The 26,370-nt window shown below is 63.5% G+C and carries 26 protein-coding genes, 1 tRNA gene and 1 pseudogene; 12 read left to right on the plus strand and 16 right to left on the minus strand.

All coding sequences use genetic code 11. The annotated features are described in order from the left end of the window. Nucleotides 1-61: 61 nt before the first annotated feature. The 8 genes from ACZ1G8_RS05430 to pepN form a co-directional block, all read right to left on the minus strand. Nucleotides 62-685: an OmpA family protein gene (locus ACZ1G8_RS05430; protein ID WP_472680830.1), complete on the minus strand. Its 624-nt coding sequence runs from the start codon at nucleotides 683-685 to the stop codon at nucleotides 62-64. Continuing rightward, nucleotides 682-2,550: a cation:proton antiporter gene (locus tag ACZ1G8_RS05435; protein ID WP_472680831.1), complete on the minus strand. Its 1,869-nt coding sequence runs from the start codon at nucleotides 2,548-2,550 to the stop codon at nucleotides 682-684. Before ACZ1G8_RS05435 ends, ACZ1G8_RS05430 begins: the two co-directional genes overlap by 4 nt. A 90-nt stretch (nucleotides 2,551-2,640) precedes the next feature. After that, on the minus strand, nucleotides 2,641-3,177 hold the full coding sequence (locus tag ACZ1G8_RS05440) for an adenine phosphoribosyltransferase (protein ID WP_472681200.1): 537 nt from the start codon (nucleotides 3,175-3,177) through the stop codon (nucleotides 2,641-2,643). 79 nt (nucleotides 3,178-3,256) lie between these two features. Continuing rightward, a complete protein-coding gene (locus ACZ1G8_RS05445) occupies nucleotides 3,257-4,105 on the minus strand; it encodes a cytochrome c1 (protein WP_472680833.1) in 849 nt (282 codons plus the stop codon). A 24-nt stretch (nucleotides 4,106-4,129) separates the two neighbouring features. Then, nucleotides 4,130-5,425: a cytochrome b gene (locus tag ACZ1G8_RS05450; RefSeq protein WP_472680835.1), complete on the minus strand. Its 1,296-nt coding sequence runs from the start codon at nucleotides 5,423-5,425 to the stop codon at nucleotides 4,130-4,132. A 23-nt stretch (nucleotides 5,426-5,448) separates the two neighbouring features. Further along, nucleotides 5,449-6,021 (minus strand): ubiquinol-cytochrome c reductase iron-sulfur subunit, encoded by a 573-nt coding sequence (gene petA, locus ACZ1G8_RS05455; protein ID WP_472680837.1) that lies wholly within the window; start codon nucleotides 6,019-6,021, stop codon nucleotides 5,449-5,451. A 230-nt stretch (nucleotides 6,022-6,251) separates the two neighbouring features. Continuing rightward, nucleotides 6,252-6,911 carry a peptidoglycan editing factor PgeF gene (pgeF, locus tag ACZ1G8_RS05460; RefSeq protein WP_472680838.1) on the minus strand — a complete coding sequence of 220 codons (660 nt, stop codon included), beginning with the start codon at nucleotides 6,909-6,911 and terminating at the stop codon, nucleotides 6,252-6,254. Continuing rightward, nucleotides 6,904-9,555, minus strand: coding sequence for an aminopeptidase N (pepN, locus tag ACZ1G8_RS05465; RefSeq protein WP_472680839.1), 2,652 nt, complete (start codon nucleotides 9,553-9,555; stop codon nucleotides 6,904-6,906). Before pepN ends, pgeF begins: the two co-directional genes overlap by 8 nt. 42 nt (nucleotides 9,556-9,597) lie before the next feature. Between pepN and ACZ1G8_RS05470 the strand changes: the two genes are divergently transcribed. After that, nucleotides 9,598-10,389, plus strand: a complete 792-nt coding sequence (locus ACZ1G8_RS05470) for a Rossmann-fold NAD(P)-binding domain-containing protein (RefSeq protein ID WP_472680840.1) — start codon at nucleotides 9,598-9,600, stop codon at nucleotides 10,387-10,389. Here ACZ1G8_RS05470 and ACZ1G8_RS05475 read toward each other — a convergent pair. Further along, nucleotides 10,373-11,317, minus strand: a complete 945-nt coding sequence (locus ACZ1G8_RS05475; protein WP_472680842.1) for a DMT family transporter — start codon at nucleotides 11,315-11,317, stop codon at nucleotides 10,373-10,375. The two genes, ACZ1G8_RS05470 and ACZ1G8_RS05475, sit on opposite strands and share 17 nt — an antisense overlap. Further along, the gene (locus ACZ1G8_RS05480) at nucleotides 11,314-12,309 is read right to left on the minus strand and encodes a threonine aldolase family protein (protein ID WP_472680844.1); all 996 of its coding nucleotides are present in this window, start codon (nucleotides 12,307-12,309) and stop codon (nucleotides 11,314-11,316) included. Before ACZ1G8_RS05480 ends, ACZ1G8_RS05475 begins: the two co-directional genes overlap by 4 nt. Nucleotides 12,310-12,363: 54 nt before the next feature. On the opposite strand from ACZ1G8_RS05480, the gene ACZ1G8_RS05485 reads away from it, so the two are divergent. Beyond that, nucleotides 12,364-12,660, plus strand: coding sequence for a GNAT family N-acetyltransferase (locus ACZ1G8_RS05485; protein WP_472680846.1), 297 nt, complete (start codon nucleotides 12,364-12,366; stop codon nucleotides 12,658-12,660). Here the strand turns inward: ACZ1G8_RS05485 and ACZ1G8_RS05490 are convergent. From ACZ1G8_RS05490 to ACZ1G8_RS05505, 4 genes are all read right to left on the minus strand, one after another. Continuing rightward, entirely contained in the window at nucleotides 12,657-14,186 is a 1,530-nt protein-coding gene (locus ACZ1G8_RS05490) for a PH domain-containing protein (RefSeq protein ID WP_472680848.1), read from the minus strand. The two genes, ACZ1G8_RS05485 and ACZ1G8_RS05490, sit on opposite strands and share 4 nt — an antisense overlap. Next, nucleotides 14,183-14,722 (minus strand): PH domain-containing protein, encoded by a 540-nt coding sequence (locus tag ACZ1G8_RS05495; protein ID WP_472680850.1) that lies wholly within the window; start codon nucleotides 14,720-14,722, stop codon nucleotides 14,183-14,185. The genes ACZ1G8_RS05490 and ACZ1G8_RS05495 overlap by 4 nt, the downstream gene beginning before the upstream one ends. Nucleotides 14,723-14,753: 31 nt before the next feature. Further along, nucleotides 14,754-15,923 carry an acyl-CoA dehydrogenase family protein gene (locus ACZ1G8_RS05500; protein ID WP_472680852.1) on the minus strand — a complete coding sequence of 390 codons (1,170 nt, stop codon included), beginning with the start codon at nucleotides 15,921-15,923 and terminating at the stop codon, nucleotides 14,754-14,756. 92 nt (nucleotides 15,924-16,015) lie between these two features. Further along, nucleotides 16,016-16,507 (minus strand): FkbM family methyltransferase, encoded by a 492-nt coding sequence (locus ACZ1G8_RS05505; protein ID WP_472681201.1) that lies wholly within the window; start codon nucleotides 16,505-16,507, stop codon nucleotides 16,016-16,018. Between ACZ1G8_RS05505 and ACZ1G8_RS05510 the strand changes: the two genes are divergently transcribed. Further along, entirely contained in the window at nucleotides 16,400-16,822 is a 423-nt protein-coding gene (locus ACZ1G8_RS05510; RefSeq protein WP_472681291.1) for a hypothetical protein, read from the plus strand. The genes ACZ1G8_RS05505 and ACZ1G8_RS05510 overlap by 108 nt on opposite strands. 112 nt (nucleotides 16,823-16,934) lie before the next feature. Here the strand turns inward: ACZ1G8_RS05510 and ACZ1G8_RS05515 are convergent. Continuing rightward, a tRNA-Thr gene (locus ACZ1G8_RS05515) sits at nucleotides 16,935-17,009 on the minus strand. 113 nt (nucleotides 17,010-17,122) lie between these two features. Between ACZ1G8_RS05515 and ACZ1G8_RS05520 the strand changes: the two genes are divergently transcribed. From ACZ1G8_RS05520 to ACZ1G8_RS05560, 9 genes and pseudogenes are all read left to right on the plus strand, one after another. After that, nucleotides 17,123-17,266 (plus strand): hypothetical protein, encoded by a 144-nt coding sequence (locus tag ACZ1G8_RS05520; RefSeq protein ID WP_221427368.1) that lies wholly within the window; start codon nucleotides 17,123-17,125, stop codon nucleotides 17,264-17,266. 34 nt (nucleotides 17,267-17,300) lie between these two features. Further along, nucleotides 17,301-17,987, plus strand: a complete 687-nt coding sequence (gene gpmA, locus ACZ1G8_RS05525) for a 2,3-diphosphoglycerate-dependent phosphoglycerate mutase (RefSeq protein WP_472680854.1) — start codon at nucleotides 17,301-17,303, stop codon at nucleotides 17,985-17,987. Nucleotide 17,988: 1 nt separating this feature from the next. Then, nucleotides 17,989-18,480 (plus strand): 5-(carboxyamino)imidazole ribonucleotide mutase, encoded by a 492-nt coding sequence (purE, locus tag ACZ1G8_RS05530; RefSeq protein WP_472680855.1) that lies wholly within the window; start codon nucleotides 17,989-17,991, stop codon nucleotides 18,478-18,480. Continuing rightward, the gene (locus tag ACZ1G8_RS05535) at nucleotides 18,480-19,547 is read left to right on the plus strand and encodes a 5-(carboxyamino)imidazole ribonucleotide synthase (RefSeq protein WP_472680857.1); all 1,068 of its coding nucleotides are present in this window, start codon (nucleotides 18,480-18,482) and stop codon (nucleotides 19,545-19,547) included. The genes purE and ACZ1G8_RS05535 overlap by 1 nt, the downstream gene beginning before the upstream one ends. Then, nucleotides 19,544-20,035 (plus strand): dihydrofolate reductase, encoded by a 492-nt coding sequence (locus ACZ1G8_RS05540; RefSeq protein WP_472680858.1) that lies wholly within the window; start codon nucleotides 19,544-19,546, stop codon nucleotides 20,033-20,035. Before ACZ1G8_RS05535 ends, ACZ1G8_RS05540 begins: the two co-directional genes overlap by 4 nt. Further along, a pseudogene (locus tag ACZ1G8_RS05545) lies at nucleotides 20,032-20,974 on the plus strand (bifunctional riboflavin kinase/FAD synthetase). Before ACZ1G8_RS05540 ends, ACZ1G8_RS05545 begins: the two are co-directional and overlap by 4 nt. Beyond that, entirely contained in the window at nucleotides 20,967-23,879 is a 2,913-nt protein-coding gene (gene ileS, locus ACZ1G8_RS05550) for an isoleucine--tRNA ligase (RefSeq protein ID WP_472680859.1), read from the plus strand. The pseudogene ACZ1G8_RS05545 and the gene ileS overlap by 8 nt, the downstream one beginning before the upstream one ends. Next, the gene (gene lspA, locus ACZ1G8_RS05555) at nucleotides 23,876-24,421 is read left to right on the plus strand and encodes a signal peptidase II (protein WP_472680860.1); all 546 of its coding nucleotides are present in this window, start codon (nucleotides 23,876-23,878) and stop codon (nucleotides 24,419-24,421) included. Before ileS ends, lspA begins: the two co-directional genes overlap by 4 nt. After that, nucleotides 24,421-24,831, plus strand: a complete 411-nt coding sequence (locus ACZ1G8_RS05560) for a DUF3035 domain-containing protein (protein ID WP_244921718.1) — start codon at nucleotides 24,421-24,423, stop codon at nucleotides 24,829-24,831. Before lspA ends, ACZ1G8_RS05560 begins: the two co-directional genes overlap by 1 nt. Nucleotides 24,832-24,873: 42 nt before the next feature. Here ACZ1G8_RS05560 and ACZ1G8_RS05565 read toward each other — a convergent pair whose 3' ends face one another. Then, entirely contained in the window at nucleotides 24,874-26,208 is a 1,335-nt protein-coding gene (locus ACZ1G8_RS05565) for a hemolysin family protein (protein ID WP_472680863.1), read from the minus strand. Nucleotides 26,209-26,370 lie beyond the last annotated feature (162 nt).

Here is a 26,370-nt window from a genome sequence, read left to right on the forward strand (position 1 = left end):
GGCCTGACAGGCCAATCGAGCGGGGCGCAGATGCCACCGCTCATGGCCATTCGTCAACACATCATTGTGGCTGATCTTGCGTCTGCGCTTCAGCAGCCCCTTGCGTCGATGCAGCATCCGGCCGGGTCAGGGTCTCGACCAGCGTCTGCTCGCGCTGGGTGCCTCGCGCCGTTTCGACGGTCAGCTCGACACGGCGGTTGGTGGCGCGGCCTTCTTCATTGGGGGAGCCGTCGGGCAAAGCATTGGGAGCAAGCGGGTTTTGCTCGCCGAATGGAATGATCGCGATGCGCTCTTCGGAAACTCCATTCTCGATAAGGAAGTCGCGCACCGCCTCGGCCTTCTCGCGCGACGACTGGAGCGTTTCGGCATCGCTGCCCTCGGCATCTGTATGGCCGCGCAGGATGATCGCCCCACCCGCATCCATTTGCGGCGAATCGACCACTGTCGCGAGCTCTGCGCGTGCAGCTTCGGTCAGGTCGCTGGTGCCGTCGGCAAAGGAGATGGTGGTCTCGAGCGGCCGGAGCACCGATGCCGGTACACCCGCACTGTTCGACTGGGCATCCTCGTCCTGAAAGATAGAGCGTGGGCCCTCGCCAGGATTTTCGGGCTCCGGTTCTTCCGAACGTGAACAGCCGGCCAACAGCGCAGCGGCGATCAAGGCGAATTGGATCGGTGCGTATCTCATGTCGGCTGCGGCCCCTGTTTCTTGCTCGCTTTCTTTGCCGCCATTTCCTCCGCGGTCTTCGTCTGCGGAGGCGAAAAGCTCAGGATGATATCGCCCGCACGTGGCTCCGGCTTGGCAGCATGGGTGAAGAAACGGATCGTGCCATTGTCGCGTACGAGCAGGAGCATGTTGGCCGCATTGGGCAGCTTCTCCTGCATCTTCTCGAAGTCGAATTCGTCCGACAGCTTGGTCTTGCGGAATACCCAGCCTTGTCGCTGACGTTCGCTGACGTCTTCCACTCCGAAACCGCTTTCGAACAGCGCACGGCCACGCAGGCTCTCAGGTAGCGCATGACGATCGTCGCCATCGGCACTTTCGCCGAGCTGGAAGACACGGTCTCTACCGATCTCGTGGGCGAACTCGTTGCAGACAAGCGCGTTGTAGGCCTCGTTCTCCGTAGCCGCGACGAGGTTCTGGTAGGGCGCGAGCTCGAGATTGTGTTCGGTCGCCTCATTGAGGATTTCACCATGGTAGAAGTCGATCCCCTTCTGCCTCGCAAGACCGAGCCGCTGCCAGCTGGCGTCGACGACGATAACCGGCGCTTTCAGCTCCCGCATCTGCTCGGCCAGGGCAATGGTCCAAGGCGTCGAACCGACAATAAGCATGCCCGGCCGCGTAACGCCCTTTACCTTGAGCAGCTTGGCGACGAAGTCGATCGTGAATCCGTGGGCGACGATGGTGACCACGACCACGGCAAAGCTGAGGCCGATAAGCAGGTTGCCATCGCTGTATCCAAGATCGGACAGGCGCAGCGCGAACAGGCCCGAGATGGCGACCAGCACGATGCCGCGCGGGGCGATCCAGGCGAGCAGGAGGCGCTCGTTCCACGGTACGCTGCTACCAAGCAGGCTCAGCAGGATCGTAGCCGGACGCACGAGGAACAGCAGCGCCAGCAGGAACAGCATCATGTTGAGGCCCGCAGGCGTCATCGGGTTGAGATAGGAAAGCTCTTCCCAGTCAAGCGATGCGGACAGCAGGATGAAGATGCCCGAGACGAGGAGGATCGCAATGTTCTCCTTGAACGGGTGGATCGACCTCAGGCTGGAGACATTCATGTTGGCTAGCGCCACGCCCATCACGGTCACTGCAACCAGCCCTGCTTCGTGTTCGATCAGGTTGGAAATCACGAATACGCCGATGACGGCTGCCAGGAGCACCGGGACCTTCAGGTACTCCGGCACGGCTCCGCGCGGGAAAGACCATGCGATCGCAAGTGCTGCGACATAGCCGATGAGGCCGGCCAGGATGGCAGCGATGATGAGCGGCGGGACGACCTGGAAGAGCGTCGCGTCTGGCGTTTCGGCGACCTTGCGGAAGTATTCATACGCGATGACCGCGCACAGCGCCCCGGTCGGGTCGTTGACGATGGCTTCCCATTTCAGGATCGAGGCCGGACGCGACTTGATCGAGCTCTGGCGGAGCAGCGGGATGACCACGGTTGGGCCGGTCACCACGAGGATCCCACCGAACAGGATCGCCACTTCGGGAGCGAGGCCGGCAATGTAGATGCCCGCCAGAGCTCCGAACAGCCATCCGAGCACGACACCGACAGTGGCCAGCCGCATCACCGCGCTGCCGCTATGGCGTAGCTCGCGGAAATCGAGGCTCAGACCGCCTTCGAAGAGGATCAGCGCAACGCCGACCGCAACCATGGGCTCGAGCAATTCGCCGAAGGCATGCTCGGGATCGAAGATGCCGAGGACCGGTCCTGCTAGGAAGCCAGCGGCAAGCATCAGGACGATTGCCGGCCAACCCGTGCGCCATGCGATCCACTGTGCCCCGATACCGAGGATGCCGACCAGCGCTATGACAAGTGTCTGTTCCATGCCCCTCGCAAGATTGCGCGCCGATGTGCGGCGCTCAGCAGGTTCAATGCCCTAGAGCGGGGAATTATCCAAGTTTTGCAATAAAAAGGCTTAGTCGGCTTCGAATTCCATCAGCGCCTCGACGGCGACATCACAGTCCTCGAGCCTAGCCGCGCCACCCAGATCAGGCAGGTCGATGACGAAGAAGGCATGTTCGACACGTGCACCCGCCTTGCGGAGCAACTCCGAAGTGGCGCAGGCGGTGCCGCCAGTGGCGAGGAGGTCGTCGACCATTGCGACAAGTTGTCCCTTGCTTACCGAGGCGGGGTCCATTTCGAGCCTGTCCGAACCATATTCGAGTGCGTAGTCGACTCCGATTGTAGCGCATGGAAGCTTGCCCGACTTGCGCACGGGAAGGAACGGAAGTGCAAGCCTTGCCGACACGGCGGCACCGAAAATGAACCCGCGTGCTTCCATTCCGGCGATGGCCTGCGCTCCGCTGGCTTCGACCCGCTCTGCCAGCCACTCGACCGTGGCGGCAAAGCCGTCTCCATTGCCGATCAGCGTGGTGATGTCGCGGAATTGGATGCCTTCGATGGGAAAGTCGGGAATTGTCCGGACCAGCGATTTCAGCTCTTGCGGGGTAATGATGCGTCTCCCGAAAATGAAAGCGCCCCTCGCATCGCTGGGATGGAGGGGCGCGTTTCGTGTTCGCTAGCGAAGCAGCTTACTTCTTGGGCTTCACGGCAGCCCAGATCTGCTTCTTCGACATGTAGGCAAGGATCGTTGCGAAGAGCAGGAAGACAAGGACCGGCCAGCCGGTCTGCTTGCGCTTGATCATGCTCGGTTCGGCAGTCCACGCGAGGAACGCCGCAACGTCCTTGCTCATCTGCTCGATTGTCGCCTCGGTACCGTCGTCATAGGTCACCTGTCCGTCCGTCGTAATCGGCGGTGCCATCGCGAGGTTGAGGTTCGGGAAGTAGACATTGTGGTACAAGCCCGGGCCCGGTGCCGCCTCGGGGAATTCAGCCAGCAGTTCCGCCGAAGGTTCCTGGTAGCCCATGAGCAGCGATGCGACGTAGTTCACGCCATCGCCGCGCGCCTTGGTCATCAGCGAAAGATCCGGCGGGATCGCGTTGTTGTTGGCGGCAGCTGCTGCAACATTGTTCGGATAGGGCGACGGGAAATAATCCGTCGGCAGGCCGGGGCGCATGGTCGCTTCGCCGGTGTTCGGGTCGATACCCGGAACCTGCTTGGCGGCAGCATAAGCCTTCACTTGGCCTTCATCGTAGCCCAACTGTTCCAGGTCGCGGAATGCGACGAACTTCAGGCTGTGGCATGCAGCGCAGACTTCGTCATAGACCTTGAGGCCGCGCTGGAGCTGCTGCTGGTCCCACTTGCCGAAAGGACCGGAGAACGACCAGTCGTAGTCGCTCGGCTTTTCGTAGGGCGCGTGGGGAACCGGCTCTTCGGTCGCAAGCGCGATGACGCCGACCACGAGGGCCCAGAGTGCCGCAACCGCGAACACGAGGCCGACTGCCATGGCTACGAGGCGGACGCTGAGGAGTTTGAGCATGACCTTGTATCTTTCTCGTATCGCTTAAACGGCCGGCGCGGTGTTCTCGCCCTTCACCATCGTCTTGTCCGAGCCGAGGACGGCTTCGGTGATGGAATAAGGCAGGGGTTCGGGCTTCTCCACGCTGCTGATGATCGGCAGGATCACTAGGAAGTGGATGAAGTAGTAAGCCGTCGCGATCTGGCTGAGGATCACGTAGGGCTCTTCGGCAGGGGCACCGCCGCAGATGAACAGGATGATCATCGCGGGGATCAGGCCGAACCAGAAGAACTTGCGGAAGAGCGGACGGTAGTGGCCGCTGCGCACCGGCGACTTGTCGAGCCAGGGCAGGAAGAACCACAGCAGGATCGATGCGAACATTGCGATCACGCCCATTAGCTTCGCCGGAATGAACAGGAAGTCGACCGTGAAGGCACGCAGGATCGCGTAGAACGGCCAGAAGTACCATTCGGGCACAATGTGCGCCGGGGTCGAGAGCGGGTTCGCCTCGATATAGTTGTCCGGGTGGCCGAGTGCGTTGGGCAGGAAGAAGACCATCGCGAAATAGGCCAGCAGTGCGATGCCGAGACCGAAACCGTCCTTAGCCGTATAATACGGGTGGAAGGGCACGGTGTCGCTTTCGCTCTTCACTTCGACGCCCGTCGGGTTCGACGAACCCGGGATGTGCAGCGCCCAGATGTGCAGGATCACGACGCCCGCGATCACGAAGGGCAGCAGGAAGTGGAGGCTGAAGAAGCGGTTCAGCGCGGCGTTGTCGGGAGCGAAGCCGCCGAGCAACCAGACCTGGATCGGCTCGCCGACGAGCGGGATCGCACCGAACAGACCAGTGATGACCTTGGCGCCCCAGAAGCTCATCTGGCCCCAGGGAAGCACGTAGCCCATGAAGGCGGTGGCCATCATGAGGAGGAAGATCACGACGCCGAGGAGCCAGATCATCTCACGCGGGGCCTTGTACGAGCTGTAGAACAGGCCGCGGAAGATGTGGAGGTAGACGACGATGAAGAAGAAGCTCGCGCCGTTCGCGTGAGCATAGCGCATCAGCCAACCCCAGTTGACGTTGCGCATGATGTGCTCGGTCGTCGCGAAGGCAACCTGCGCATTCGCCGCATAGTGCATGGCGAGAACCACGCCGGTCACGATCTGCACCATGAGGAAGAAGCCGGCGAGGACGCCGAAGTTCCAGAAGTAGGAAAGGTTGCGCGGAACCGGATAGCCGGCGCCGACAGCGTTATAGACGAGACGCGGAAGCGGGAGTTTCTCGTCGAGGAACTTGGAAACCGCGTTCTTGGGTTCGTACTGGCGTGCCCAGGGGAAGCTCATAGGTCTGTCTCTCGTCTTCTAGCTCAGCCGACGCGGATGACGGTGTCCGAGATGAACTCGAACTCCGGCACTTCGAGGTTGGTCGGAGCCGGGCCCTTCATGATGCGGCCGGCCGTGTCATAGTGCGAACCGTGGCAGGGGCAGAAATACCCGCCGAATTCGCCTTTCACCTCGCCCTCGGCGGCACCAAGCGGCACGCAGCCGAGGTGGGTACACACGCCCATGGTGACGAGGATGTCCTCATTGCCTTCCTTGGTGCGGTCGGCGAGGCTTTCCGGATCGCGCAGCGAACCGGTAGGATTGGCGTTGGCAGCTGCGATCTCTTCGGGCGTCAGGCGCTTCACGAAGAGCGGCTGCTTGCGGAACACGGCCTTGATGGCCTGGCCCACTTCGATGCCCGAAACGTCGACTTCCGTGGTGCTTGCCGCGAGCACATCCTTGGACGGAGCCATCTGGCTGACCAGCGGATAGACCACCGCGAGACCGCCGACACCGGCAGCGCTGACCGCTGCAATGTCGAGGAAATCGCGGCGACGAACGCCGTCTTCGCCCGTGGTGGGTGTTTCGGGATTAGCGGTTGCAGTCGTGTCTGCCATCAGCGCCTTGCCTTGCCTGCCTTGCATTCCGCGCCGGGTGGCGCAGGGAAAATGTTGCGATCCAGTCGCCGGTCCTTGCCGGAGGGCTGCGCCGAAAAAATTTGCGCGGAAGCCCCCGTTGGTTCCGGTTTGGTCGCGCCTCTAGCCGCTATGCGACCCCTTGCCAACCGCCATTTTGGCAACAGATGTGCCTCGCCGCGCAATGCCGCGTTACAATTACTGGCGCAGCGCTAGGGCAAGGCGATGGCGCTAACCTGCCGGCCTTCGGCCGGCTCCGCGCGGTGGGTCGCGCGGCGGTACGAATAAAAGCGGCTCTCATCGGCATAGGTGTCGAGCCCGATATCGACGATTCGCCCCACCCCCGCCTCGCGCAAACGGTGCGCGGCGTAGGCGGGAAGGTCGAATTGGAGATGCGCTTCGCGTCCCGACAAAAAGAACCGCTCGTCGGCTTCTTGGAACTGGTCGCGGAATGCGGCGTCCACTTCGTAGCTCGCCTGCGCGATCGTCGGTCCGATGACCGCGACGATGGCCTCGCGCCGCGCCCCGAGTTGCTCCATTGCGCTCACGGTGTTCTCGAGCACGCCGCCATGCGCGCCGCGCCAGCCGGCATGCGCCGCGCCGACGACGCCTGCTTCGCTGTCCGCAAGGAGCACCGGCGCACAGTCGGCAGTGACGATGCCGAGCAAGATACCACGCCGGTCCGTCACCATCGCATCGGCCCGCGCCAGCGCTCTGCCCCCTTCGCTCACCGTCACGACATCGGCCGAGTGCACCTGCTGAAGCATGGCGAGCTCACCGCCGGGCAGGATATCGGCCGCCTCCAGCCCCTTGCGGGTCGAGAACCCGTGCGGCACGCCTTCAAGCGCCGTGCTGGTCAGCACTTCAACCAAGCGAGCGAGAGACCTGTTCGAACGTGTCGCGCGACAGCTTCGGCGCAGCCGCGATGCGCTCAAGCTGTTCGTGCATCAATGCGCTGCGACCCGGTTCGAGCTTCCGCCAGCGACCCAGCGCCGGCACGAAGCGCGCAGCGGTCTGGGCGTTGATCGGATCGAGTTCGAGAATGAGGTCCGCGATCAGCTTGTAACCCTCGCCCGAAGCGGCATGGAAGCCGTGCGGGTTAGCGGCGAACGCCATGTAGAGCGATCGAACGCGGTTAGGGTTCTTCATCGTGAAATCCTCGTGGTCGGCGAGCGCCTTCACATGCTCGAGAACCTTGGGGTGGAGCGACATCGCCTGCAGCGAGAACCACTTGTCGATGACAAGCGCATTGCCGCGATAGCGGTTGTAGAAATCGATCAGGGCGTTGGTGCGCTCGGCACTGTCGATTCCGGTGAGCACCATCAGCGCACCCTGCCGGTCGGTCATGTTGTCCGCGTTCTCGTACTGGTGCGCTGCGAGCTCGGCGGCCTTCTGCGGGTCGTGCGCCGCGGCGTAAACGAGGATCAGCGTCTTCAGCTTGCGCGCACCCTTGGCTTCCGCCGAATGCGAGAAGGGAAGTTCGGCCGCGCGGTCGTAGAGGGCGCGCAGCTCGCCCTGCAGCTCGCCCGCGATGGCGGCCTTGAGCGCCTCGCGCTCTTCATGGATGCGGCCCGGGTCCGCCTCGCTCATCTGCTCGGCGAGATAGGTCTGGCTGGGCATCGACATCAGCTCGCCGCGCATGAGGTCGTCGAGCGCCTCGTCCTCGATCACGGCGCGCATGGCGGCGACGATATCCTTGCGGCCCGCCGCGCGGTCCTCGTCCCTGAGTTCGCCCTTGCTGGCCGCAACGAGGTGGCCGACCATCAGGTCCTGCATCGCCTCGTAACGAGCGAATGGATCGTCGTCCTTCGCGGCCAGATACACCAGTTCGTCACGCGCAATCTCGCGCTGGATCGTCACCGGTGCCGAGAAGCCGCGATTGATCGACAGAACCGGCTTCTGCGCGAAACCGCCGAAGCGGAACGTGTCGCTCGCCTTGTCGAGCACGATCAGCTGCTCGCCCGAATGCGTACCCGTCTCGCGATCGAACAGCGCGATCTTCAGGGGAATCGGCATGGGCTTCTTTTCGTCCTGCCCTGGCGTTGCAGGGACCAGCTGCGAAAGTTTGAGCACTGCCTCGCCGCCCTCGTGGGCGAACTCGACGCTCACTTTCGGTGTGCCCGCCTGCGAGTACCACAGGCGGAACTGGGTCAGGTCGAGGCCGGCGCCGTCCTCGATCGACTTGATGAAATCCTCGCAAGTCGCGGCTTCGCCATCGTGGCGGTTGAAATAGGTGTCGGTGCCTTTCCTGAAGGCCTCCTCGCCTGCCATCGTCCGCATCATGCGGATGACTTCGGCGCCCTTGTTGTAGACCGTGGCGGTGTAGAAGTTGCTGATCTCGCGGTAGCTGTCGGGCCGGATCGAATGCGCGAGCGGCCCTGAATCCTCGGGGAACTGCGCACCGCGCAGCACGCGCACGTCCTCGATCCGCTTGACCGGCTCGGACCCCATGTCCTGGCTGAACAGCTGGTCGCGCAGCACGGTGAAGCCTTCCTTCAGGCTCAGCTGGAACCAGTCGCGGCAGGTGATGCGGTTGCCCGACCAGTTGTGGAAGTACTCATGGCCGATCACGCCCTCGACCCCGTCATAGTCGCCATCGGTGGCGGTCTCCGGGTCGGCCAAGACATATTTGGTATTGAAGACGTTGAGCCCCTTGTTCTCCATCGCGCCCATGTTGAAATCGCTGACAGCGACGATGTTGAACAGGTCGAGATCGTATTCGCGCCCGAAGGCTTCCTCGTCCCACTTCATCGAGCGCTTGAGGCTTTCCATGGCATGCTCGGTCCGGTCGAGGTCTCCCTCGCGCACCCAGACGTTCAGCTCGACCTCGCGCCCGCTCATGGAGGTGAAGCTGTCGGTCCGAGCCACGAGGTCGCCGGCGACAAGCGCGAAGAGATAGGAGGGCTTGGGCCACGGATCGTGCCACTCGGCCCAGTGGCTGTCGCCATCCACGCCGGTCGCCACCTTGTTGCCGTTGCACAGCAGGATCGGGAACTGGTCCTTCGGCCCGCTCATCCTCACCGTGTAGGTGGAGAGCACATCGGGCCGGTCGGGGAAAAAGGTGATGCGGCGGAATCCCTCCGCCTCGCACTGGGTGCAGAGCATGCCGGAGGAGGCATAGAGACCCATTAGCTGCGAATTGGCGCTGGGATCGATCTCGGTCTCGATCGCTATCTCGTGCGCATCGTCGGACAGGGTGAGGACAAGATCGTCGCCATCCATCACAAAGCTCTGTGTCGGCTCGCCATCGACCTTGACGCTGGTGGGCTTGATCCCGTCACCGTCGAGCCGGATCGTGGGCGAGCGCGCAGCCCTGTTGTTATGCACCACGGTGAGCGTCGAGCGAACGCGCGTGCTCTCGAGGCCGAGCTCGAAGTCGAGTCGGGTCTCGGGCACCAGCCAGGGGAAAGGTGTATAGTCCTCGCGGCGGATGACCGGCGGATCCTTGGGCTCGACGGCGGCATCGGCCATTTCGATATTGCCGTCGGGCGTTGCGGGCGTGCGAGCGATATCCATGCTTTTCCTGTCAATTGCGGCTTCGTGAGCTAATACGCTCCGATGGCCCGATTGTTCATCTTCGGTCTCGGCTACACGGCGGGGCGTTTTGCGCAAGAGATGCGTGCGAAAGGCTGGCATGTCGATGCCACCGGAAGCGCGGGAAATGTAGAGTTTTCGGACCGCGGCGCGGTCAAGGAAGCGCTGGCCTCGGCTACTCATGTCCTGTCTTCGGTCCCTCCCGAGCGAGAAGACGGCCGCGACCCTGTGCTGCACGAGTACGGGGCCAATTTCGGAAAGGCCTGGCTCGGCTATCTCTCCTCCACCGGTGTCTATGGCGATGCGGCGGGCGCGTGGGTCGACGAGCACTCGCCCACCGGTGGTGGCCGGCGCACTGCCCGAAGCGAAGCGGATTCCGACTGGCTCGAGCTCAGCGCACGGGTATTCCGCCTGCCCGGTATTTACGGGCCGGGCCGCAGCATTTTCGAGCGGCTCGAGGCAGGCAAGGCGCACCGGATCGACCTGCCGGGCCAGGTTTTCAGCCGCGTTCATGTCGACGATATCGGTGCGGGCATCGTTGCGGCCATCGAGAGCGGCGCTCCGGCAGGTGCCTACAATCTCGCCGACGATCTACCGACCAGCCAGAATGCCGTGGTCGAGGAAGCGGCCCGCCTGCTCGGCATCGATCCCCCGCCCCTCCAGACGATCGAGGAGGCCGATCTCTCGCCGATGGCGCGCGGCTTTTATGCGGAGAACCGGAGGGTTGCGAACGGCAGGGCGAAGCGCGTTCTCGGCTGGGAGCCCGCGTACCCGACCTATCGCGAAGGCCTCGCTGCGATCAGGGCTCGGGCGTAGCGCGCCTGGGCGGCGGAGCTGCGCGCCCGCGCATTGCCACCACCATGCCCGCCAGAGTGATCGCCGCACCTGCGGCCGGCAGCGGCCCCCAGACGAACCCCTCGAACAGGGTCGAGAGCACCATGGCCACGATCGGAACGATCACCGAGCTGTAAGCTGCCGTGCCTGCACCGACCTTGCGGACCAGCCCGTAGTAGAGCGGGAAGGTGATTACGGATCCGGCGAGGCCGAGATAGAGGATGCCGAGCGTGTACTCGGGCCGCGAATCGAATTGCGGCGGCCCCTGGGTAGCGAGAGCAAACCCCGCATTGAGCACGACGCCTACCACCATTGACCATGCGAGCAAGGTGAGCAGCGGCTGGCGTTTCGCGCCTTCCATCGCCTGCACGATATTGGCCGCGCTCGCAGCGAGGATGCCGCCCACGGTCAGCGCGGCACCGGTCAGGACCTCGCCCAGTGTCGCAGGCGAAGCGCGGTATTCCTGGGCAAAGAGCATCGCGACCCCGATGGCCGCAATCGAGGAGCCGAGCACGAACTCGCGCCGGATCGGCTGGCCCAGCACGATCCGCCCGAGCACCGCATTGGGCACGACCAGCAGCGCGAACATTACCGCGACGAGGCCCGAGGTAATGAACTTCTCGGCATTGTAGACGAAGCTGAAATTGAGCGAGAACTGGAACAGGCCGAGAGCCAATGCCCAGCGCCAGCCCTCGCGCGGCAGGCCGAGCGGCTCGCCGCGCAGCTTGGCCAGCACGAACATGCCGAGCGCCGCCACGATGAAGCGCCAGGTGATCGACCAGCTCGGCGGGACGGAGGAAATCTGGTCGCGGATGACCAGCCAGGTGCCGCCCCAGATTAGGCTCACCAGCAGGAAGGCGGCAAGGTTTCTCGGAGCAAGCAGGCTTTCCCCACCGGTCTGCGCGCTCATAGACCCGCAATCGCCTTGGCGAGTGCACGCGCATCTTCCTCGCGCGTGTTCCACGAGGAGACGAAGCGCGCCGCATCGTCGCCCCAGTCGTAGAAGCCGAAGCCCTGTTCGCGCAGCACCTCACGTTCTGCCGGCGTGCAGCGCACGAACAACTCGTTCGCCTCTACCGGATGCATCAGCCGATCTGCGCAGGCCCCCGCGATCTCGGCCGCAGCGGCATTGGCCGCACGCGCATTCTCGAGCCACAGGTCGCCATCGAGCATGGCGTGGACCTGCGCGGCGAGGAATCGGCCCTTGCTCTGCAAATGGCCGGCACGCTTGCGGCGATAAAGCGCGACATCCGCAAGCGCGATGTCGAAGAAGACGATTGCCTCCGCGCTCATGCCGCCGTTCTTGACGAAGCCGAAACTGAGAGCATCGACCGCACCTGCCACTTCTCCTGCAGGAAGATCGAGGAAAGCCGCCGCATTGCCGAACCGCGCGCCATCCATGTGCAAGGCCAAACCGCGCTCGTCGGCGACCTTGCGGATCGCCGCGATCTCTTCGGGCCTGTAGGACCGGCCGTACTCGCTCGCCTGCGTTATCGAAATGGCGTGGGGTTGCACTTGGTGCACATCGTCACGGATCGGATCGAGGACTGCGCGGATCGCATCGGGTGTGAGTTTCGCGCCCTCGCCCGCCGCCAACAGGAGCTTCGCACCGTGGAGGTAGAAACCCGGCGCTCCGCCCTCGTCCATCTCGATATGTGCTTCCTCGTGGCAGACTACGCCGCCGTGGGGCGGGACCATCGTCGCAAGGGCGAGGCAATTCGCCGCAGTACCGGTTGCCACCCAGAGCACCTTCGATTCCCTTCCGAACAGGGAGGACATCTTTTCATCGAGCGAACTACTCAACCCGTCACCATCGTAGGGAGAATCAGGCGTGTCGGCGGCGCGCATCGCCTCCCAGACGCGGGGGTGAACACTGGCGGCATTGTCTGACAGGAACTGCATCGGAACGCGCATAGCGCCAGCTGCGTTGGTTGCACAGCAAGGAAAGATTAAGACATGGGTCACGCAGAAATCGAAATAGAACGTCGCGACAGGGTCACTCACGGTGATTATGTTGCAAAGCTGGATGCCGGCGACAGTCCTGCCAAGCTGAGCTGGACCCAGCGCGACGATGTCCGCCACGCCGAGCATACCTTCGTTCCGACCAGCCATCGCGGACGGGGCATCGCAGAGAAACTGGTCGAAGCACTGATCGAGGATGCCCGATCGAACGGTTTCAAGATCGCGCCCGATTGCTCCTACGTCGAACGCTATTTCGACCGCCACAAGGATCTGGCCGAGCTCAGGGCCTAGGCCAAGGGCGCACCCGGCGCATCGAGCAATTCGGAGAAGTCGGTCTGCGAAATGCTGTCGCAGATGGCTGCACGCCAGCGGCGCGCCTCTTCTACCGGCAATCCGTGAATCCTCAGCCGTCCGCCGGCTAGCCCGAGGTGCAGGCTCGCGTAGCCACGCAAACGCGCGATCGGCCCCTGCGCAATCTCGACAGACTGCAATTTCACCCGCGATGCGATGGCGAGGCTGGGCGAGAACCACCCGTGACGCGAATAAAGCTGCCGCTCACCGAGCGCGCGATAGTCGTGGTGCCAGCGCCACCATTGTTCGGCGAGCGTGAAAATCAGCCCGAAGGCAGGCGCGAGCCACACCCAGGAAGTTCCGACGATCGCGACGACGATGGTCACCGGCAGCAGGATTATCGTCGCCAGAACGGCCTTGTCGATTCGGTAACGGCTGACTGCGCGGTGCCATTCGGCATTTTCGGGCGGAAGGTGGAAACCGGTGACGCCCACGACCGGTTCTATCTCGCCCATCTGGCCGAAAGGGACGGCATCGTGGTTCGCTCCGCCGGTATCGCTGGCAAGGCTGATGACCTTGAGCGAGTGCCAGCCGAAGTGGCGGCGCAGGAAGCCCGTCCCGATACGCAGCGCCTGCACACGGTGGAGCGGCATCACGAGGTCGGTGCGCGTGAGCAGGCCTCGCCTGCGGCGAAGGCCCTTGGCTGTCTTCTCCAACCGGAAATCCCATTCGCGCAGTGCGGTGCGGACGAGACCCGTCAGGACACCCAATATCCCGAGAGACAGTAGGGCGAAGAGGATGCCCGCAAACTGCGCCAGCGGGCCGAGTGCAGAAAGCCACTGGCCCTGTCCCGCAATCCGTTCTTCCCAGCGGTCGAAGTCCCACAGGTCGAAGGGCAGCAAGAACTCGAATTGCTGCGCGAGGCCGCCGATCACCGCCACCACGGCCAGCGAGAATTCGAACAGGCCGAAGGTGAAGACGCGCTTCGGCCCCATGGCGAAGAGCACCTTGGCCTCTTCCGCCGGCTTGGCCTCGGCGCCTCCCTCCTGCGTGATTTCCTCGCCCTCGCGGCGAGCGCGCACCAGTTCGCGCAAGCGCTCGCCTTCGTCTTCGGAAAGGTAGGTGAGCGCGAGGTCGTCCTTCCCGCCCGCACCGGTCTCGAACTTGACCTCCACCAGGCCGAACAGGCGCGGCACCAGTTTCTGCTCGAGGCTGACGTCCTGGATGCGTTCAAATGGCACCGACCGGGCCGCACGCGAAAGCACACCGCTTTCCACGCGGATATCCGCCTCGCCCACCGTGTAGGTGAGCTTGGTCCACTGGAGATAGGCGATGAAGACGTTGAGCAGGATGATGCCTGTCACGAGCGGCAGGAAATAGCCGACGAGATCGGTCACCTTGCCGTCGTCGAGGATCGTCGCCGAAGCGATCGCGATCGGGATGACGAGCTGGAACAGCATCATGACCGCGCGCACCGCGAAGCTGCGCGGGTCGGTCCTTTTCTCCTCGTGCAGGTCGGGCGTCATCGCGTATCGCGCCGGATCGCCGCGCGGATATCCTCGCGCATGGCTAGCGCAGTCTCGTGCGCAAGGCCCGGGAGCGAGACCGAGGCATTGTGCGAACCGGCGGTATGCACCGTCAGCGTCGCGAGACCGAACCCTCGCTCGAGCGGCCCTTGGTCGACATCGATGTGCTGGACCCTGCCGAAGGGGACGATCGTGTCCGAATGGAAAAGGACCCCGCGCACAACGCGCAGCCGTTCCTCGGCCAGCGAGTAGCCGCGCGTCGCGTAGCGCCGCATCGGCAGGTAGAAAACGATATAGGCGACCACCAGCAGGACCGGGGCCCAGACCACGCCGGTCCAGCCGGGAATGGCCAGCTCGGCAATCGTGGCGGCGACCAGCAGGACGATGGCGAACAGCCCCGCAACCAGGCGCATCATCGTCTTGTAGCGCGGGTCGAGCTGGGTGAGGTCGTCCGGCGAGCCTTCCTCAACGCTGGTCAGGCGGGGATCGTCGGTTGGCGCAGTGTCCTGTCGCGGAGCGTCTTGGGTGTCGTCCATACCGGTTTACCTATGCAATACAGCCCCTGCGTCAACGCCTTTGATCGAAACGCCTTCCCACGATCGCTGCCGCAATATTGGTCTTCTGCACATCGGTGGTGCCGCCAGCGATGCCCCAGGCAAAGCCGTCGCGCACGCGCTGCTCCATGCCGTATTCCTTGTGATAGCCGTATCCGCCCATCACCTGCATGCCGTTCGCGGTGACGCTGCGAACGATTTCGTTGGCGAAGCATTTCGCGGTCGAGCTCTCGTAGACGCTCGGCAGACCGCCTTCATTGTGTTCGGCATTCGCGGCCGCGCGGTAGATCAGGAGGCGCGCCGCCTCCACCTGCATCGCCATTTCGGCAAGGCGCATCTGCACTGCCTGGAAATCGACGATCGGCTTGCCGAAGGCCTGCCGCTCCTGGACATATTCGGTCGCCTGTTCGAGCGCAGCCGCCGCGAGCCCGAGCGACTGGGTCGCATTGCCGCAGCGCTCCAGCCCGAATGCGCTCATCAGTTTTCCGAACCCACCGGCGGGCAGGATGACGTTCTCTTCCGGCACCCGCACGCCGTCGAAAATAATGTCGCGCGTTTCGATACCGCGGAACCCCATCAGCTGCTCACGCTTGCCGAAGGAGACGCCTTCCATTTCCTTCTCGACCAGCAGCGCGCCAATCCCCTTTGCCCCGGGTGCATCGGAGAGGCGGGTGTAGACGACATAGTAATATGCGTGCCCGGCTCCGGAGGTCCAGCGCTTGGTCCCGTCAAGGATGTAGTGACCATTCTGGAGAAATGCGTTGGTGGTCAGATCCGTCAGCGCGGTTCCGGCATCGGGTTCCGACATCGACACGGCGACCGTCGCCGCGCCCCTAACGACCCTGGGAATGATCTTCGCTTTGAGCGCATCCGAACCGAATCGCTCGATCGTCCTGACCGGCCCGACAAGCGCTTCGAAGATCGGGAAAGCGACTGCGTTCGAGATCATCGCAAACTGTTCGAGAACCAACAGCGCCTCGAGATGGCCAAGTCCCAGACCGCCATATTCCTCGGGCAGGTTCACCCCGAGAAAGCCCATCTCGCCATAGCGCTGCATCATTTCTGGCGGCACGGAGAAGTCCTTCTCCTCCATCTCGCGCGCGAGATCGGGCAATTCCTTGCGCGCGAAGTTGCGCGCAGCGTCCTGAAGCTCGCGCTGCTGCTCGGTTAGGCGGAAATCCATCATGCTCTCCCTCGAGACCACGAGTGCCGCGAGGGCTGGGCGAGCGCAACCCGCTTTGTGGCGATAGCCGCTCCGCGTTTCGAGAAAGCCGATCAGTTCGCAATCGAGAAGACGTTTTCGCCCTTGAACACGAAATCACGATCCCTTTGACTTATCGCCTTCAGGAAGTTCTGGCTGTTGGCTTCCTTCGGCATCATCCAGTCATGAGTTTCGATGATGAGAAGCGGAAAACGATCTATCCAGTCGGTGTTGGCCGAGAACAATTCCTTCTCGAAGCCTTCAATATCGACTTTGGCCAGCAGCGGTACCGCATCGGCGTATTCTGCGATGATGTCGTTGATCGTCACGAGCTTGATCCCGGTATTCGTATCTTTCCGCACCATTTGGAACGCGTTTGCGTCGGCAGAGGGATCGGCGATTTCCACGAAGCCTGGCGTCGAGCCGATCGCGGCCCTTTTGACGACGACATTGGGCAAATGCTCGCAATTGCGCGCAATCATCTGGCAATTGCCTTCGTCGGGTTCGATTGCCACCAGCTTGGCATCGGGAAATTCTTCGGCGAAGTACCGCGTCGAAAGTCCGATATTCGCCCCGCAATCGATGATCAGCGGATCCTTACCGACCGCGAGGATCGCATCGTATTGTGCCGCCAAGTCCTCGTATCGCATAAGGAAGCGCAAATCGTAATCGTGATTCTTGTAAATCTGGTCCGCCGTACCGGAATCCACGTGCCCGCGAGAGTAAACATGGAATTTCTCTCGCTTCAGCTTGTCGTAGAAGGCGATTTTGCCGGACTTCGAAAACGACAGTCGGACGAACCGGATGCGATCCCGAAAGAAGCTGACTACAAGACGTGCAACGAAGGCAATGAAACTCTTCATGAATATCCGGAGACCTGATCAGGCGAAGTGCTTGATGCGTCGCCGGATCATCGCGAACAGGTTGCACGATGGCAAGCGCTCATTTCCGCAAAGACGGAGAAGAGTGTCCGGGTGTGTTCGGTAGAGAAAATGGTGCTGCTGGGGAGGATTGAACTCCCGGCCTCACCCTTACCAAGGGTGCGCTCTACCACTGAGCTACAGCAGCACATGCCGCCGCGAGAAAACCGTCGCGGGGTGGAGGCGCGCGCTATTGGCAGGCACGGCGAGAAAGTCAACCTTCGCTTGCAGCTCCGCGCGATTTTCGCAAAAGGTTGCGCGATGAGTGGCAGCAACGAAAAGATGACGCGTGAAGAACGCCTCGCCGCGAAACTTCGCGAGAACCTGCGTAGACGCAAGGTGCAGACACGCGAAATGCGCGAATCGGGCGATACAGGCCTTCCCAAGGATGGCGGGGACCGCTAACGCGCAGTGCTCCTAGGGGAAAACCGGAGTAATCATGTCGAAGCTGATCCTCGTTCGCCACGGCCAGAGCGAGTGGAACCTCGCCAACCGCTTTACCGGCTGGTGGGATGTCGACCTGACCGAGAAAGGTGTCGAGGAGGCCCGCGCGGCCGGACGGCTGATGCAGGATAAGGGCGTGCTGCCCACCACCGCCTTCACCTCGGTCCAGAAGCGCGCGATCAAGACGCTCAACCTCGCGCTGGAAGAATGCAACCGGCTGTGGATCCCCGTGACCCGCGACTGGCACCTGAACGAGCGCCACTATGGCGGGCTTACCGGCCTCAACAAGCAGGAAACCCGCGACAAGCACGGTGACGAGCAGGTGCACATCTGGCGCCGCAGCTTCGACGTGCCGCCGCCCGAGCTCGAACCGGGCAGCGAGTTCGACCTCTCGGACGACCCGCGCTACGCCGGCATCGACGTGCCGCGCACCGAAAGCCTCAAGCTCACGATCGAGCGCGTCCTGCCCTATTGGGAGGAAGCGATCCTGCCGCTGCTGGCCAAGGGCGAGAATGTCATCATCTCGGCTCACGGCAACAGCTTGCGCGCACTGGTGAAGCATCTCTCCAACATCTCGGACGACGAGATCACAGGTCTCGAGATTCCGACAGGAGAGCCGATCATCTATGATTTCGACGGCGCGAATGTGTCGGGCGAACGATATTACCTGAAGGACGCGTAAAATGGCGCAGGGGGAGGCGAAAGTCGCAATCGTCATGGGCAGCCAGTCCGACTGGTCGACCATGAGATGTGCTGCCGAAGTGCTCGAGGAGCTGGGCGTCGAAAGCGATGTTCGCATCGTCTCTGCGCACCGCACGCCCGACCGCATGTATGATTTCGCCAAGGCAGCTGAGAGCGAAGGCTTTCATGTCATCATCGCTGGCGCAGGGGGCGCAGCACACCTGCCCGGAATGATCGCGGCGCTGACGCATCTTCCCGTGCTCGGCGTTCCGGTCCAGTCGAAGGCGCTGTCCGGCCAGGACAGCTTGCTCTCGATCGTCCAGATGCCCGCCGGTGTCCCGGTCGGCACACTGGCCATCGGCGAAGCGGGTGCGACCAATGCGGGCCTCTTCGCTGCAGCAATCCTAGCCAATAACGACCCGTCGCTGGCGCAGCGCCTCAAGGATTGGCGCCAAGCGCGCAGCGACGCCGTGAACGAAAGGCCTCAAGGCTGATGCTGCCGCGCGGATCGACCATCGGCATCCTCGGCGGCGGCCAGCTCGGCCGGATGATGGCGATGAGCGCGGCCCAGCTCGGATACAGGTGTGTCGGCTTCGCGCCCGAGGGCGACAATGTCGCAGCCGCCGTCTGCGATGCATTCCACACCGCCGCGTGGGACGATGCCGATGCGGTAAGGGCCTTGGCCGACGCCTGCGACGTCGTGACCTGGGAATTCGAGAACGTGCCCGTAGAAACCGCGCGCACGGTGCCGGCCGAAAAAATCCATCCCGGTCCGCTCGCGCTAGAGACCGCGCAGGACCGCCTCACCGAAAAGCGCTTCATCGAAGGTCTCGGCGGCAGGCCCGCCGCCTATGCGCGGATCGATTCACGTCACGACCTCGAAGCTGCAGTCGACCGGCTCGGCGCGCCCGGCATCCTCAAGACCCGCCGTGACGGCTACGACGGCAAGGGTCAGTGGCGCATCGCCTCGTCGCGCGATGCGCAGGCACTCAAGCTGCCAGACGCCCCGCTTATCTACGAGGGCTTCGTCGAGTTCGACGCTGAGTTCTCTGTCATCCTGGTGCGCGCACAGGACGGCGAGATCCGCTTCTGGGATTCGACCCGCAATGTCCACGAGGGCGGCATCCTCGCCGCGGCGCACTATCCTGCGGGCAGCGCCGTCGAGGGACAGGTTGCCGACGCGCGCGTGCTGGCCCGCAAGGTGGCCGATGCGCTCAACTACGTCGGCGTGCTCACGCTCGAATTCTTCGCCACGCACGAAGGCCCGATCTTCAACGAGATGGCCCCGCGGGTGCACAATTCGGGGCACTGGACCATCGAGGGCGCAGCCACCAGCCAGTTCGAGAATCATATCCGTGCGATCGCCGGCCTGCCGCTCGGCGACACGCGGACCGTCGCGCCGGGCATCGAGATGCGCAACATCATCGGCAGCGAGATCGACGGCGCACACGCCTTCCTCGCCAGCAGCAATTCGCACCTGCACGACTATGGAAAGGCCGAGGCGAGCGAGGGCCGCAAGATGGGCCACATCACCAGGCTGTCGCTCGACACCCGCGGATGAGCCTGTTCCTCATCTATGCGCGCTCGGCCAATGGCGCGATCGGCAAGGACGGGGCGCTGCCCTGGCACCTTCCCGCTGATCTCAAGCGCTTCAAGGCGCTGACCATGGACAAGCCCATGATCATGGGCCGCAAGACCTTCGAGAGCCTTCCCGGCCTCCTGCCCGGCCGTCGTCATATCGTGCTGACGCGCAAGGAGCGCTGGGATTCGACCGGCGCGGAAGTGGTCCGTTCGGTCGACGAAGCCATCGCGGTGGCCGGCGAGGGGGACATCGCAGTCATCGGAGGCGCTGCGATCTTCGATATCTTCATGCCGCTCGCCGAACGGGTCGAGCTGACCGAGATTCACGAGCAATTCGAAGGCGACGTGTTCATGCCCCCGCTCGGCCCCGAATGGGAAGTGGCGGGACGCGAAGACCATGAGGCGGAAAGCGGGCGTCCAGCCTATTCCTTCCTCAGCTATACACGCGCGGACGAGGCAGGCGCATGAGGTTCCTCGACCACCGCGAACCGCTGCCCGAAAGCCTGCGCGGCGCGATCATCGCGCTGGGCAATTTCGACGGCTTCCACCTCGGCCACCAGGCAGTGGCGAAGGAGGCGATCGACTGGGCGCGCGCCGAGGGTCGCCCCTCCATCATCGCCACATTCGATCCGCATCCGGTGCGATTCTTCAAGCCCGATGCTGCGCCTTTCCGGCTCACCACGCTCGAACAGCGGCAGGAACTCTATCTCGCGGCAGGCGCCACCGCGATGCTGGTGTTCCATTTCGACGGTGAACTGGCGGGGACCACGGCGGAAGACTTCGTCCGCGTGCTGCTCGCCCAAAAGCTCGGCGCGAAAGGTGTCGTGACCGGCGGCGACTTCACTTTCGGAAAGGCGCGTGGCGGGAATTTCGAGAAGCTGGTCGAACTCGGCAAGGAAGTCGGCGTCGAGGCGCGTGCAGTCGATCCGGTGATGGATGGCGGCGCGCCCGTATCCTCCAGCCGTGTGCGCGAGGCGCTGCGCGAGGGCAAGCCGCAGGAAGCCGCGCGCCTGCTCACCCGCCCCTTCGCGATCTCGCGGTGTGGTCCAGCACGGCGACAAGCGCGGGCGCGAGATCGGCTATCCCACCGCCAACCTCTCGATCGAACATTACCTGCGCCCGAAATACGGCATCTACGCCGTGACGGGGCGCATCCTTTCGACGGGGCAGGAGCTGAAAGGCGCGGCCAATATCGGCGTGCGCCCGCAGTTCGAGCCGCCCAAGGAACTGCTCGAGCCCTATTTCTTCGATTTCTCCGGCGATCTCTACGGCCAGGAGATCGAGGTGGCCTTCCACCACTTCCTGCGTGGCGAGGCGAAGTTCGACAGCCTCGACGATTTGATCGCGCAGATGGAGAAAGATTGCGAGAAAGCGCGCCATCTTCTAAGCGCGCGCGGCAATGACTGAACAGCGCGATTACAGAGACACGGTCTTCCTTCCCAAGACCGATTTTCCCATGAAGGCCGGCCTCCCCCAGAAGGAGCCGAAGATCCTTGCGCGCTGGCAGGAAGAAAACCTATACCAGCAGCTGCGCGAGGCGCGTGAAGGCCGCGAGAAGTTCATCCTCCACGACGGCCCGCCCTATGCCAATGGCGACATGCATATCGGCCATGCGCTGAACCGCATCCTCAAGGACATGGTGGTGCGCAGCCAGACGCTGCTCGGCAAGGATGCGCCCTTCGTGCCCGGCTGGGACTGCCACGGCCTGCCGATCGAGTGGAAGGTCGAAGAGCAATTCCGCAAGAAGAAGCGCGACAAGAACGCGATCCCGGCGAGCGAATTCCGCGCCGAATGTCGCGCCTATGCGCAGAAGTGGGTCGACGTTCAGCGTGAGCAGCTCAAGCGCCTCGGCCTGATGGCGGATTTCGACAATCCGTACCTCACCATGCAGTTCGAGAGCGAGGCGACCATCGTTGCCGAGCTGATGAAGTTCGCCGAAGCCGGAAACCTCTATCGCGGTTCGAAACCGGTGATGTGGTCGCCGGTCGAAGAGACCGCGCTGGCCGAAGCCGAGGTCGAGTACGAGGACATCACCTCGACCCAGATCGACGTGGCCTTCGAGATCGTGGAATCGCCGATCGAAGAACTGGTCGGCGCGCATGCGGTGATCTGGACCACCACCCCGTGGACGATCCCGGTGAACCAGGCTTTGGCCTATGGGCCGGAGGTTGAGTACATTGGTTTCGAGTACGAGGGCCGTAAAATTATCGTCGCCAAGAATCTTGCTGGCGATCTCAATTTACGAGTGCATCCTCGAAAGCCAGAACCACACGTGCCAAGCAAGCCGGGCGAACTCGCGCCTGTTACTGCGCATGGATTCGGTATCACCACCAAGTTTTGGGAAGGCAAAGGCTCCGACCTCGCCGGAACCGTCGCGCGCCATCCGATGCACCATCTCGGCGGCTTCTACGCCAAGCCGCGCCCCCTGCTCGCAGGCGACTTCGTCACCACCGACAGCGGGACGGGCCTCGTCCATATGTCGCCCGACCATGGCGAGGACGACTTCCTGCTCTGCCGCGAACACGGCATCGAACCGGTCTTCGCAGTCATGGGCGACGGGCGCTATCGTGACGACTGGGAATGGCTCGGCGGCAATGACGACCGCCGCCGCGCGGTGATCAACAAGGCGTTCAATTCGCCCGAAGGCCCGATCTGTTCGGATCTGCGCGAAGCAGGCGCTTTGCTTTCGGCCAGCGACGACTACCAGCACTCCTACCCGCATTCGTGGCGCTCGAAGGCCAAGGTCATCTACCGCTGCACGCCGCAGTGGTTCGTGCCGATGGACAAGCCGCTCGACGTGGGCGACTTCGACGTGGCCGTGCCCGAGGGCTTCGGCGCGGCTGTCGCCATGGCCACGAGCAAAGACCACTCCACCTTGCGCGAAATCGCCATGCGCGAAATCGAGCGGGTGAAGTTCTATCCCGAAAAGGGCCGCCGCCGCATCGGCTCGATGGTCGAAGGCCGCCCCGACTGGGTGCTCTCCCGCCAGCGCGCATGGGGCGTGCCGATCACACTCTTCGTCCGCAGCGACGGAACCTACCTGCAGGACCCTGCGGTGAACGCCCGCGTGGTCGCAGCCGTGCGCGAACAGGGCGTCGATGCCTGGGTTGAAAGCCGCAAGTCCGAATATCTCGGCGCCGATCACGATCCGGCAGAATTCGAGATGGTCACCGACATTCTCGACGTCTGGTTCGATTCGGGCTGCACCCACGCCTTCACGCTGGAAGGCGACCGCTGGCCCGACCAGCGCTGGCCCGCCGACCTCTATCTCGAAGGCTCCGACCAGCATCGCGGCTGGTTCCAGTCGAGCTTGCTCGAAAGCTCCGCCACCCGCGGCCGCGCGCCCTATGACGCGGTGCTCACGCACGGCTTCACCATGGCGAGCGACGGCAAGAAAATGTCGAAGAGCCTCGGCAACACCATCGATCCCTTGAAGGTCATGGAACAGTACGGCGCGGACATCATCCGCCTGTGGGCATTGAGCGTCGACTTTACCGAAGACCACCGCATCGGCGATGAGATCCTGAAGGGCGTGGGCGACCAGTACCGCCGCCTGCGCAATACCTTCCGTTACCTCCTCGGCGCGCTCGACGGTTTCGTCGGCGACATGGGCGATGCGGGCGAGATTCCCGAGCTGGAAGTCTATGTCCTCGCGCTGCTCGCCGATCTCGATGGCAAGCTGAAGAAGGCCGCCGAGGAGTACGACTTCAACACCTACACACGCCTGCTGGTCGATTTCTGCAACGAGGACCTGTCGGCCTTCTACTTCGATATCCGCAAGGACGTGCTCTATTGCGACGGGCCCGACAGCGTGAAGCGCAACGCCTATCGCACCGTGCTCGACCTGCTGTTCCACGCGCTGGTGCGCTACGCCGCGCCGGTGTTGGTCTACACGGCCGAGGAAGTGTGGAGCACGCGCTATCCGGAAGGTGGCAGCGTCCACCTGCTCGACTGGCCGCCCGTCATGGGCGTGACTGCCGACGGCGAGCGCTGGGACAAGCTGCGCGCGCTTCGCGAACGCGTGACCGAGGCGATCGAGCCGCTGCGCCGCGACAAGACCATCCGCTCCAGCCTCGAGGCCGATGTCACCGTGCCCGCAAGCGCTGTGCCCGAAGGCTTCTCGGACGAGGATCTCGCCGAACTGTTCATCACCGCGTCAGTGACGCGCGGCGATAGCGACGAGGTGACTGTCTTGCGCACCGATGAAAGCAAATGCGGCCGCTGCTGGCGCCTGCTGCCTTCCGTTCCGGAAGACGGCGCGCTGTGTGACCGCTGCGAGCCGGTCGTCGCCCAGCTGGATGCTGCAGAATGAACCCGCTCCTGAAACTGCGCCTGATCGGCGTCGCCATCGCATTCGCGATCTATGGCGTGGACCAGTACATCAAGGGGCTGATGGTCGGCCCGCTCAACTTGCGCGAAGTGCGCGTGGTCGAGCTGCTGCCCTTCTTCGACCTGCGGTGGACCCAGAATTTCGGCGTTTCGATGGGCATGTTCGAGGCGACCAGTCTCGAGGCGCGCTGGATGCTGGTGGGCGCAACCGCGCTGATCGCGCTGGTGGTGACGATCTGGATGTTCCGCGAGAAGCTGTTCGGCGATATCCTCGGCCTGTCGTTCATCCTCGGCGGCGCTCTGGGCAATATCAAGGACCGCTATGAGCTCGGCTACGTCATCGACTATGCCGACCTCCATTTCGGGGAATTCCGCCCGTTCCTCATTTTCAACGTTGCCGATGCGGCTATCACCATCGGCGTCCTCATTATCCTTGCCCGCGCCTTCTTCATGCGCGACAAGGACGAAGAAGAGGTCGACGACCTCATGCAAGGCAAGCCGGCAGACGCCGCGGAGAGCAAATAATGAACACTATCGCCCGTATCGCCATTGTTGGTGCAGTCTCGAGCATGCTCGCCGCATGTGGCGGCGGCGGTTTCCTCAACCGCGACCGTCCCGATGAATTCGCAGTCCAGCGCCAGGCTCCGCTGGTGGTTCCGCCCGACTTCAACCTCGTGCCCCCTGCTCCGGGCGCCCCGCGTCCGGCCGAAGGCACCGCTGCCGACCAGGCACTCGAAGCACTCTTCGGCGGTCCCGCTCCGCGCAGCAGCGTCGAGACCAGCGCTCTCGACCGTGCCGGTGCTGCAGAGCCGGGCATCCGCTCGGCTGTGGGTTCGGAGAACACCAACACAGTCGCCAAGGGCGCCGTGACCCGCGACATCATCGCCGCCCCCGAAGGCGACGGCGCATCGGCACAGGCCGTAATTCCGGGTTGATCTCGTGTTTCGAACCCGCATCCGCGCGTTCGTTCTCACCTACTAAATCGTGAAGTCTTCCGGTTCTTCGCTCTTCGCCTTGGGCGAAATGTCGGTGACGAGGACCTTGTCGATCCGGCGTTCGTCGAGGTCGATGATCTCGAACCGCCAGCCCTGTTCCTCGAAGAACTCGCCTTCGCTCGGGAGCTTCTTCAGCACGGCGAGACAGAAGCCCGCCACCGTCGCGAACTCGCGGTCGTCGCCGTAGTCGAGGCCCAGCCGGTCGGCGAGCGCATCGGCGGAGAGCGAGCCTGCGACAAGCAATGACCCGTCGGCGCGTTCGACGATACCCGGCGCATCGCCGGGGTCCTGGTCGCTGGCGAAATCTCCGACCAGCGCGGTGAGCAGGTCCACCGGCGTCACGATGCCGTCGAGGTGGCCGTATTCGTCGTGCACCATGGCCATGGCGATATCGGCCTGCTGCAGCACACGTAGCGCATCCACCGCGTCAAGCTGGTCAGGCACGACCTCCGCCTTGCGCATCAGCGCTTCGAGCGCGACGCCTTCGCCCGCAAGCAGGACGCCGAGAACCTCGCGCACACGCACGAGGCCGAGAATCTTGTCGGGCGAGCCGTCGGCGACGGGCCAGATCGAATGCGGGCTCTCTTCCAGCAGGGCGCGGATGGCCTCTTCGTCGGCGTTGACGTCGATCCAGTCGACATCGGTGCGCGGCGTCATCACCTCGCGCACGGGACGCTGGGCCAGCCGTACGACGCCAGCTAGCATCTGGTGCTGTTCGGTCTCGATGACGCCGGTCTTGGTGGCTTCCGCAAAGAGCATGTGCAGCTCTTCAGCCGTGACCGCGCTCTGTCCCGCAGGTTTCACGCCCAGCAGGCGGATCAGCAGGCCCGAGGAAGTATCGAGCAGCCAGACCAGCGGCGCGGCAACGCGCGCGAGCAGCGCCATCGGGCGCGCCATGGTGACCGCAATCGGCACCGCCGCGCGCAGCGCGACCTGCTTGGGTACGAGCTCGCCGATCACGAGGCTGAAATATGTGGTGAGCGCGATCACGAGGGCGAAGCCCGCCTGACCCGCCCACTCGGAAGGCACGCCCAAAACGGCAAGGCGCTCGCCCACCGGCTCGCCGAGGCTCGCGCCCGAATAGGCACCTGCCACGATCCCGACCAAGGTGATGCCGATCTGTACGGTCGAGAGGAACTTGCCCGGGTCCTCTGCCAGCGCGATCGCCGTCTTAGCCCCTGCGCTTCCCTGCTGGGCGGCAGAGCGCAGCCGCGCGGTGCGGGCAGAAACGATCGCCAGCTCGCTCATGGCAAAAACGCCGTTGAGCAGGATAAGCCCGGCGATGATGAGAAGGTCGGTCCAGGGAAAGGGTGTCACCCCCTCTCGCTAGCACAAAAGTGCAGCCTTGGAAGCGTCTCTCGGAACAGGCTGTGAATTCACGTGTTTGGGAAGTCTAGAGACGCGGGTGGGTGCGTCCCTCCGCCTATGGGCATGACCGGCTCTCCCGAGCCCTTGTGTGTCCGTCTCGATGAAGGGGAA

The organism is Qipengyuania sp. BR81-2 (assembly GCF_055693895.1).

What these genes read in the sequence shown, in the direction of transcription:
- ACZ1G8_RS05470 (WP_472680840.1), top strand. Translation starts at nt 9,598, where the DNA reads ATGGCCCGATTGTTCATCTTCGGTCTCGGCTACACGGCGGGGCGTTTT.
- ileS (WP_472680859.1), top strand. Translation starts at nt 20,967, where the DNA reads ATGACTGAACAGCGCGATTACAGAGACACGGTCTTCCTTCCCAAGACC.
- ACZ1G8_RS05430 (WP_472680830.1), bottom strand. Translation starts at nt 685, where the DNA reads ATGAGATACGCACCGATCCAATTCGCCTTGATCGCCGCTGCGCTGTTG.
- ACZ1G8_RS05480 (WP_472680844.1), bottom strand. Translation starts at nt 12,309, where the DNA reads ATGCAGTTCCTGTCAGACAATGCCGCCAGTGTTCACCCCCGCGTCTGG.
- pepN (WP_472680839.1), bottom strand. Translation starts at nt 9,555, where the DNA reads ATGGATATCGCTCGCACGCCCGCAACGCCCGACGGCAATATCGAAATG.
- petA (WP_472680837.1), bottom strand. Translation starts at nt 6,021, where the DNA reads ATGGCAGACACGACTGCAACCGCTAATCCCGAAACACCCACCACGGGC.
- ACZ1G8_RS05450 (WP_472680835.1), bottom strand. Translation starts at nt 5,425, where the DNA reads ATGAGCTTCCCCTGGGCACGCCAGTACGAACCCAAGAACGCGGTTTCC.
- ACZ1G8_RS05490 (WP_472680848.1), bottom strand. Translation starts at nt 14,186, where the DNA reads ATGACGCCCGACCTGCACGAGGAGAAAAGGACCGACCCGCGCAGCTTC.
- ACZ1G8_RS05475 (WP_472680842.1), bottom strand. Translation starts at nt 11,317, where the DNA reads ATGAGCGCGCAGACCGGTGGGGAAAGCCTGCTTGCTCCGAGAAACCTT.
- ACZ1G8_RS05510 (WP_472681291.1), top strand. Translation starts at nt 16,400, where the DNA reads ATGCTCGCAATTGCGCGCAATCATCTGGCAATTGCCTTCGTCGGGTTC.
- ACZ1G8_RS05500 (WP_472680852.1), bottom strand. Translation starts at nt 15,923, where the DNA reads ATGGATTTCCGCCTAACCGAGCAGCAGCGCGAGCTTCAGGACGCTGCG.
- ACZ1G8_RS05495 (WP_472680850.1), bottom strand. Translation starts at nt 14,722, where the DNA reads ATGGACGACACCCAAGACGCTCCGCGACAGGACACTGCGCCAACCGAC.
- ACZ1G8_RS05535 (WP_472680857.1), top strand. Translation starts at nt 18,480, where the DNA reads ATGCTGCCGCGCGGATCGACCATCGGCATCCTCGGCGGCGGCCAGCTC.
- ACZ1G8_RS05435 (WP_472680831.1), bottom strand. Translation starts at nt 2,550, where the DNA reads ATGGAACAGACACTTGTCATAGCGCTGGTCGGCATCCTCGGTATCGGG.
- lspA (WP_472680860.1), top strand. Translation starts at nt 23,876, where the DNA reads ATGAACCCGCTCCTGAAACTGCGCCTGATCGGCGTCGCCATCGCATTC.
- ACZ1G8_RS05540 (WP_472680858.1), top strand. Translation starts at nt 19,544, where the DNA reads ATGAGCCTGTTCCTCATCTATGCGCGCTCGGCCAATGGCGCGATCGGC.
- gpmA (WP_472680854.1), top strand. Translation starts at nt 17,301, where the DNA reads ATGTCGAAGCTGATCCTCGTTCGCCACGGCCAGAGCGAGTGGAACCTC.
- ACZ1G8_RS05445 (WP_472680833.1), bottom strand. Translation starts at nt 4,105, where the DNA reads ATGCTCAAACTCCTCAGCGTCCGCCTCGTAGCCATGGCAGTCGGCCTC.
- ACZ1G8_RS05560 (WP_244921718.1), top strand. Translation starts at nt 24,421, where the DNA reads ATGAACACTATCGCCCGTATCGCCATTGTTGGTGCAGTCTCGAGCATG.
- ACZ1G8_RS05520 (WP_221427368.1), top strand. Translation starts at nt 17,123, where the DNA reads ATGAGTGGCAGCAACGAAAAGATGACGCGTGAAGAACGCCTCGCCGCG.
- ACZ1G8_RS05485 (WP_472680846.1), top strand. Translation starts at nt 12,364, where the DNA reads ATGGGTCACGCAGAAATCGAAATAGAACGTCGCGACAGGGTCACTCAC.
- purE (WP_472680855.1), top strand. Translation starts at nt 17,989, where the DNA reads ATGGCGCAGGGGGAGGCGAAAGTCGCAATCGTCATGGGCAGCCAGTCC.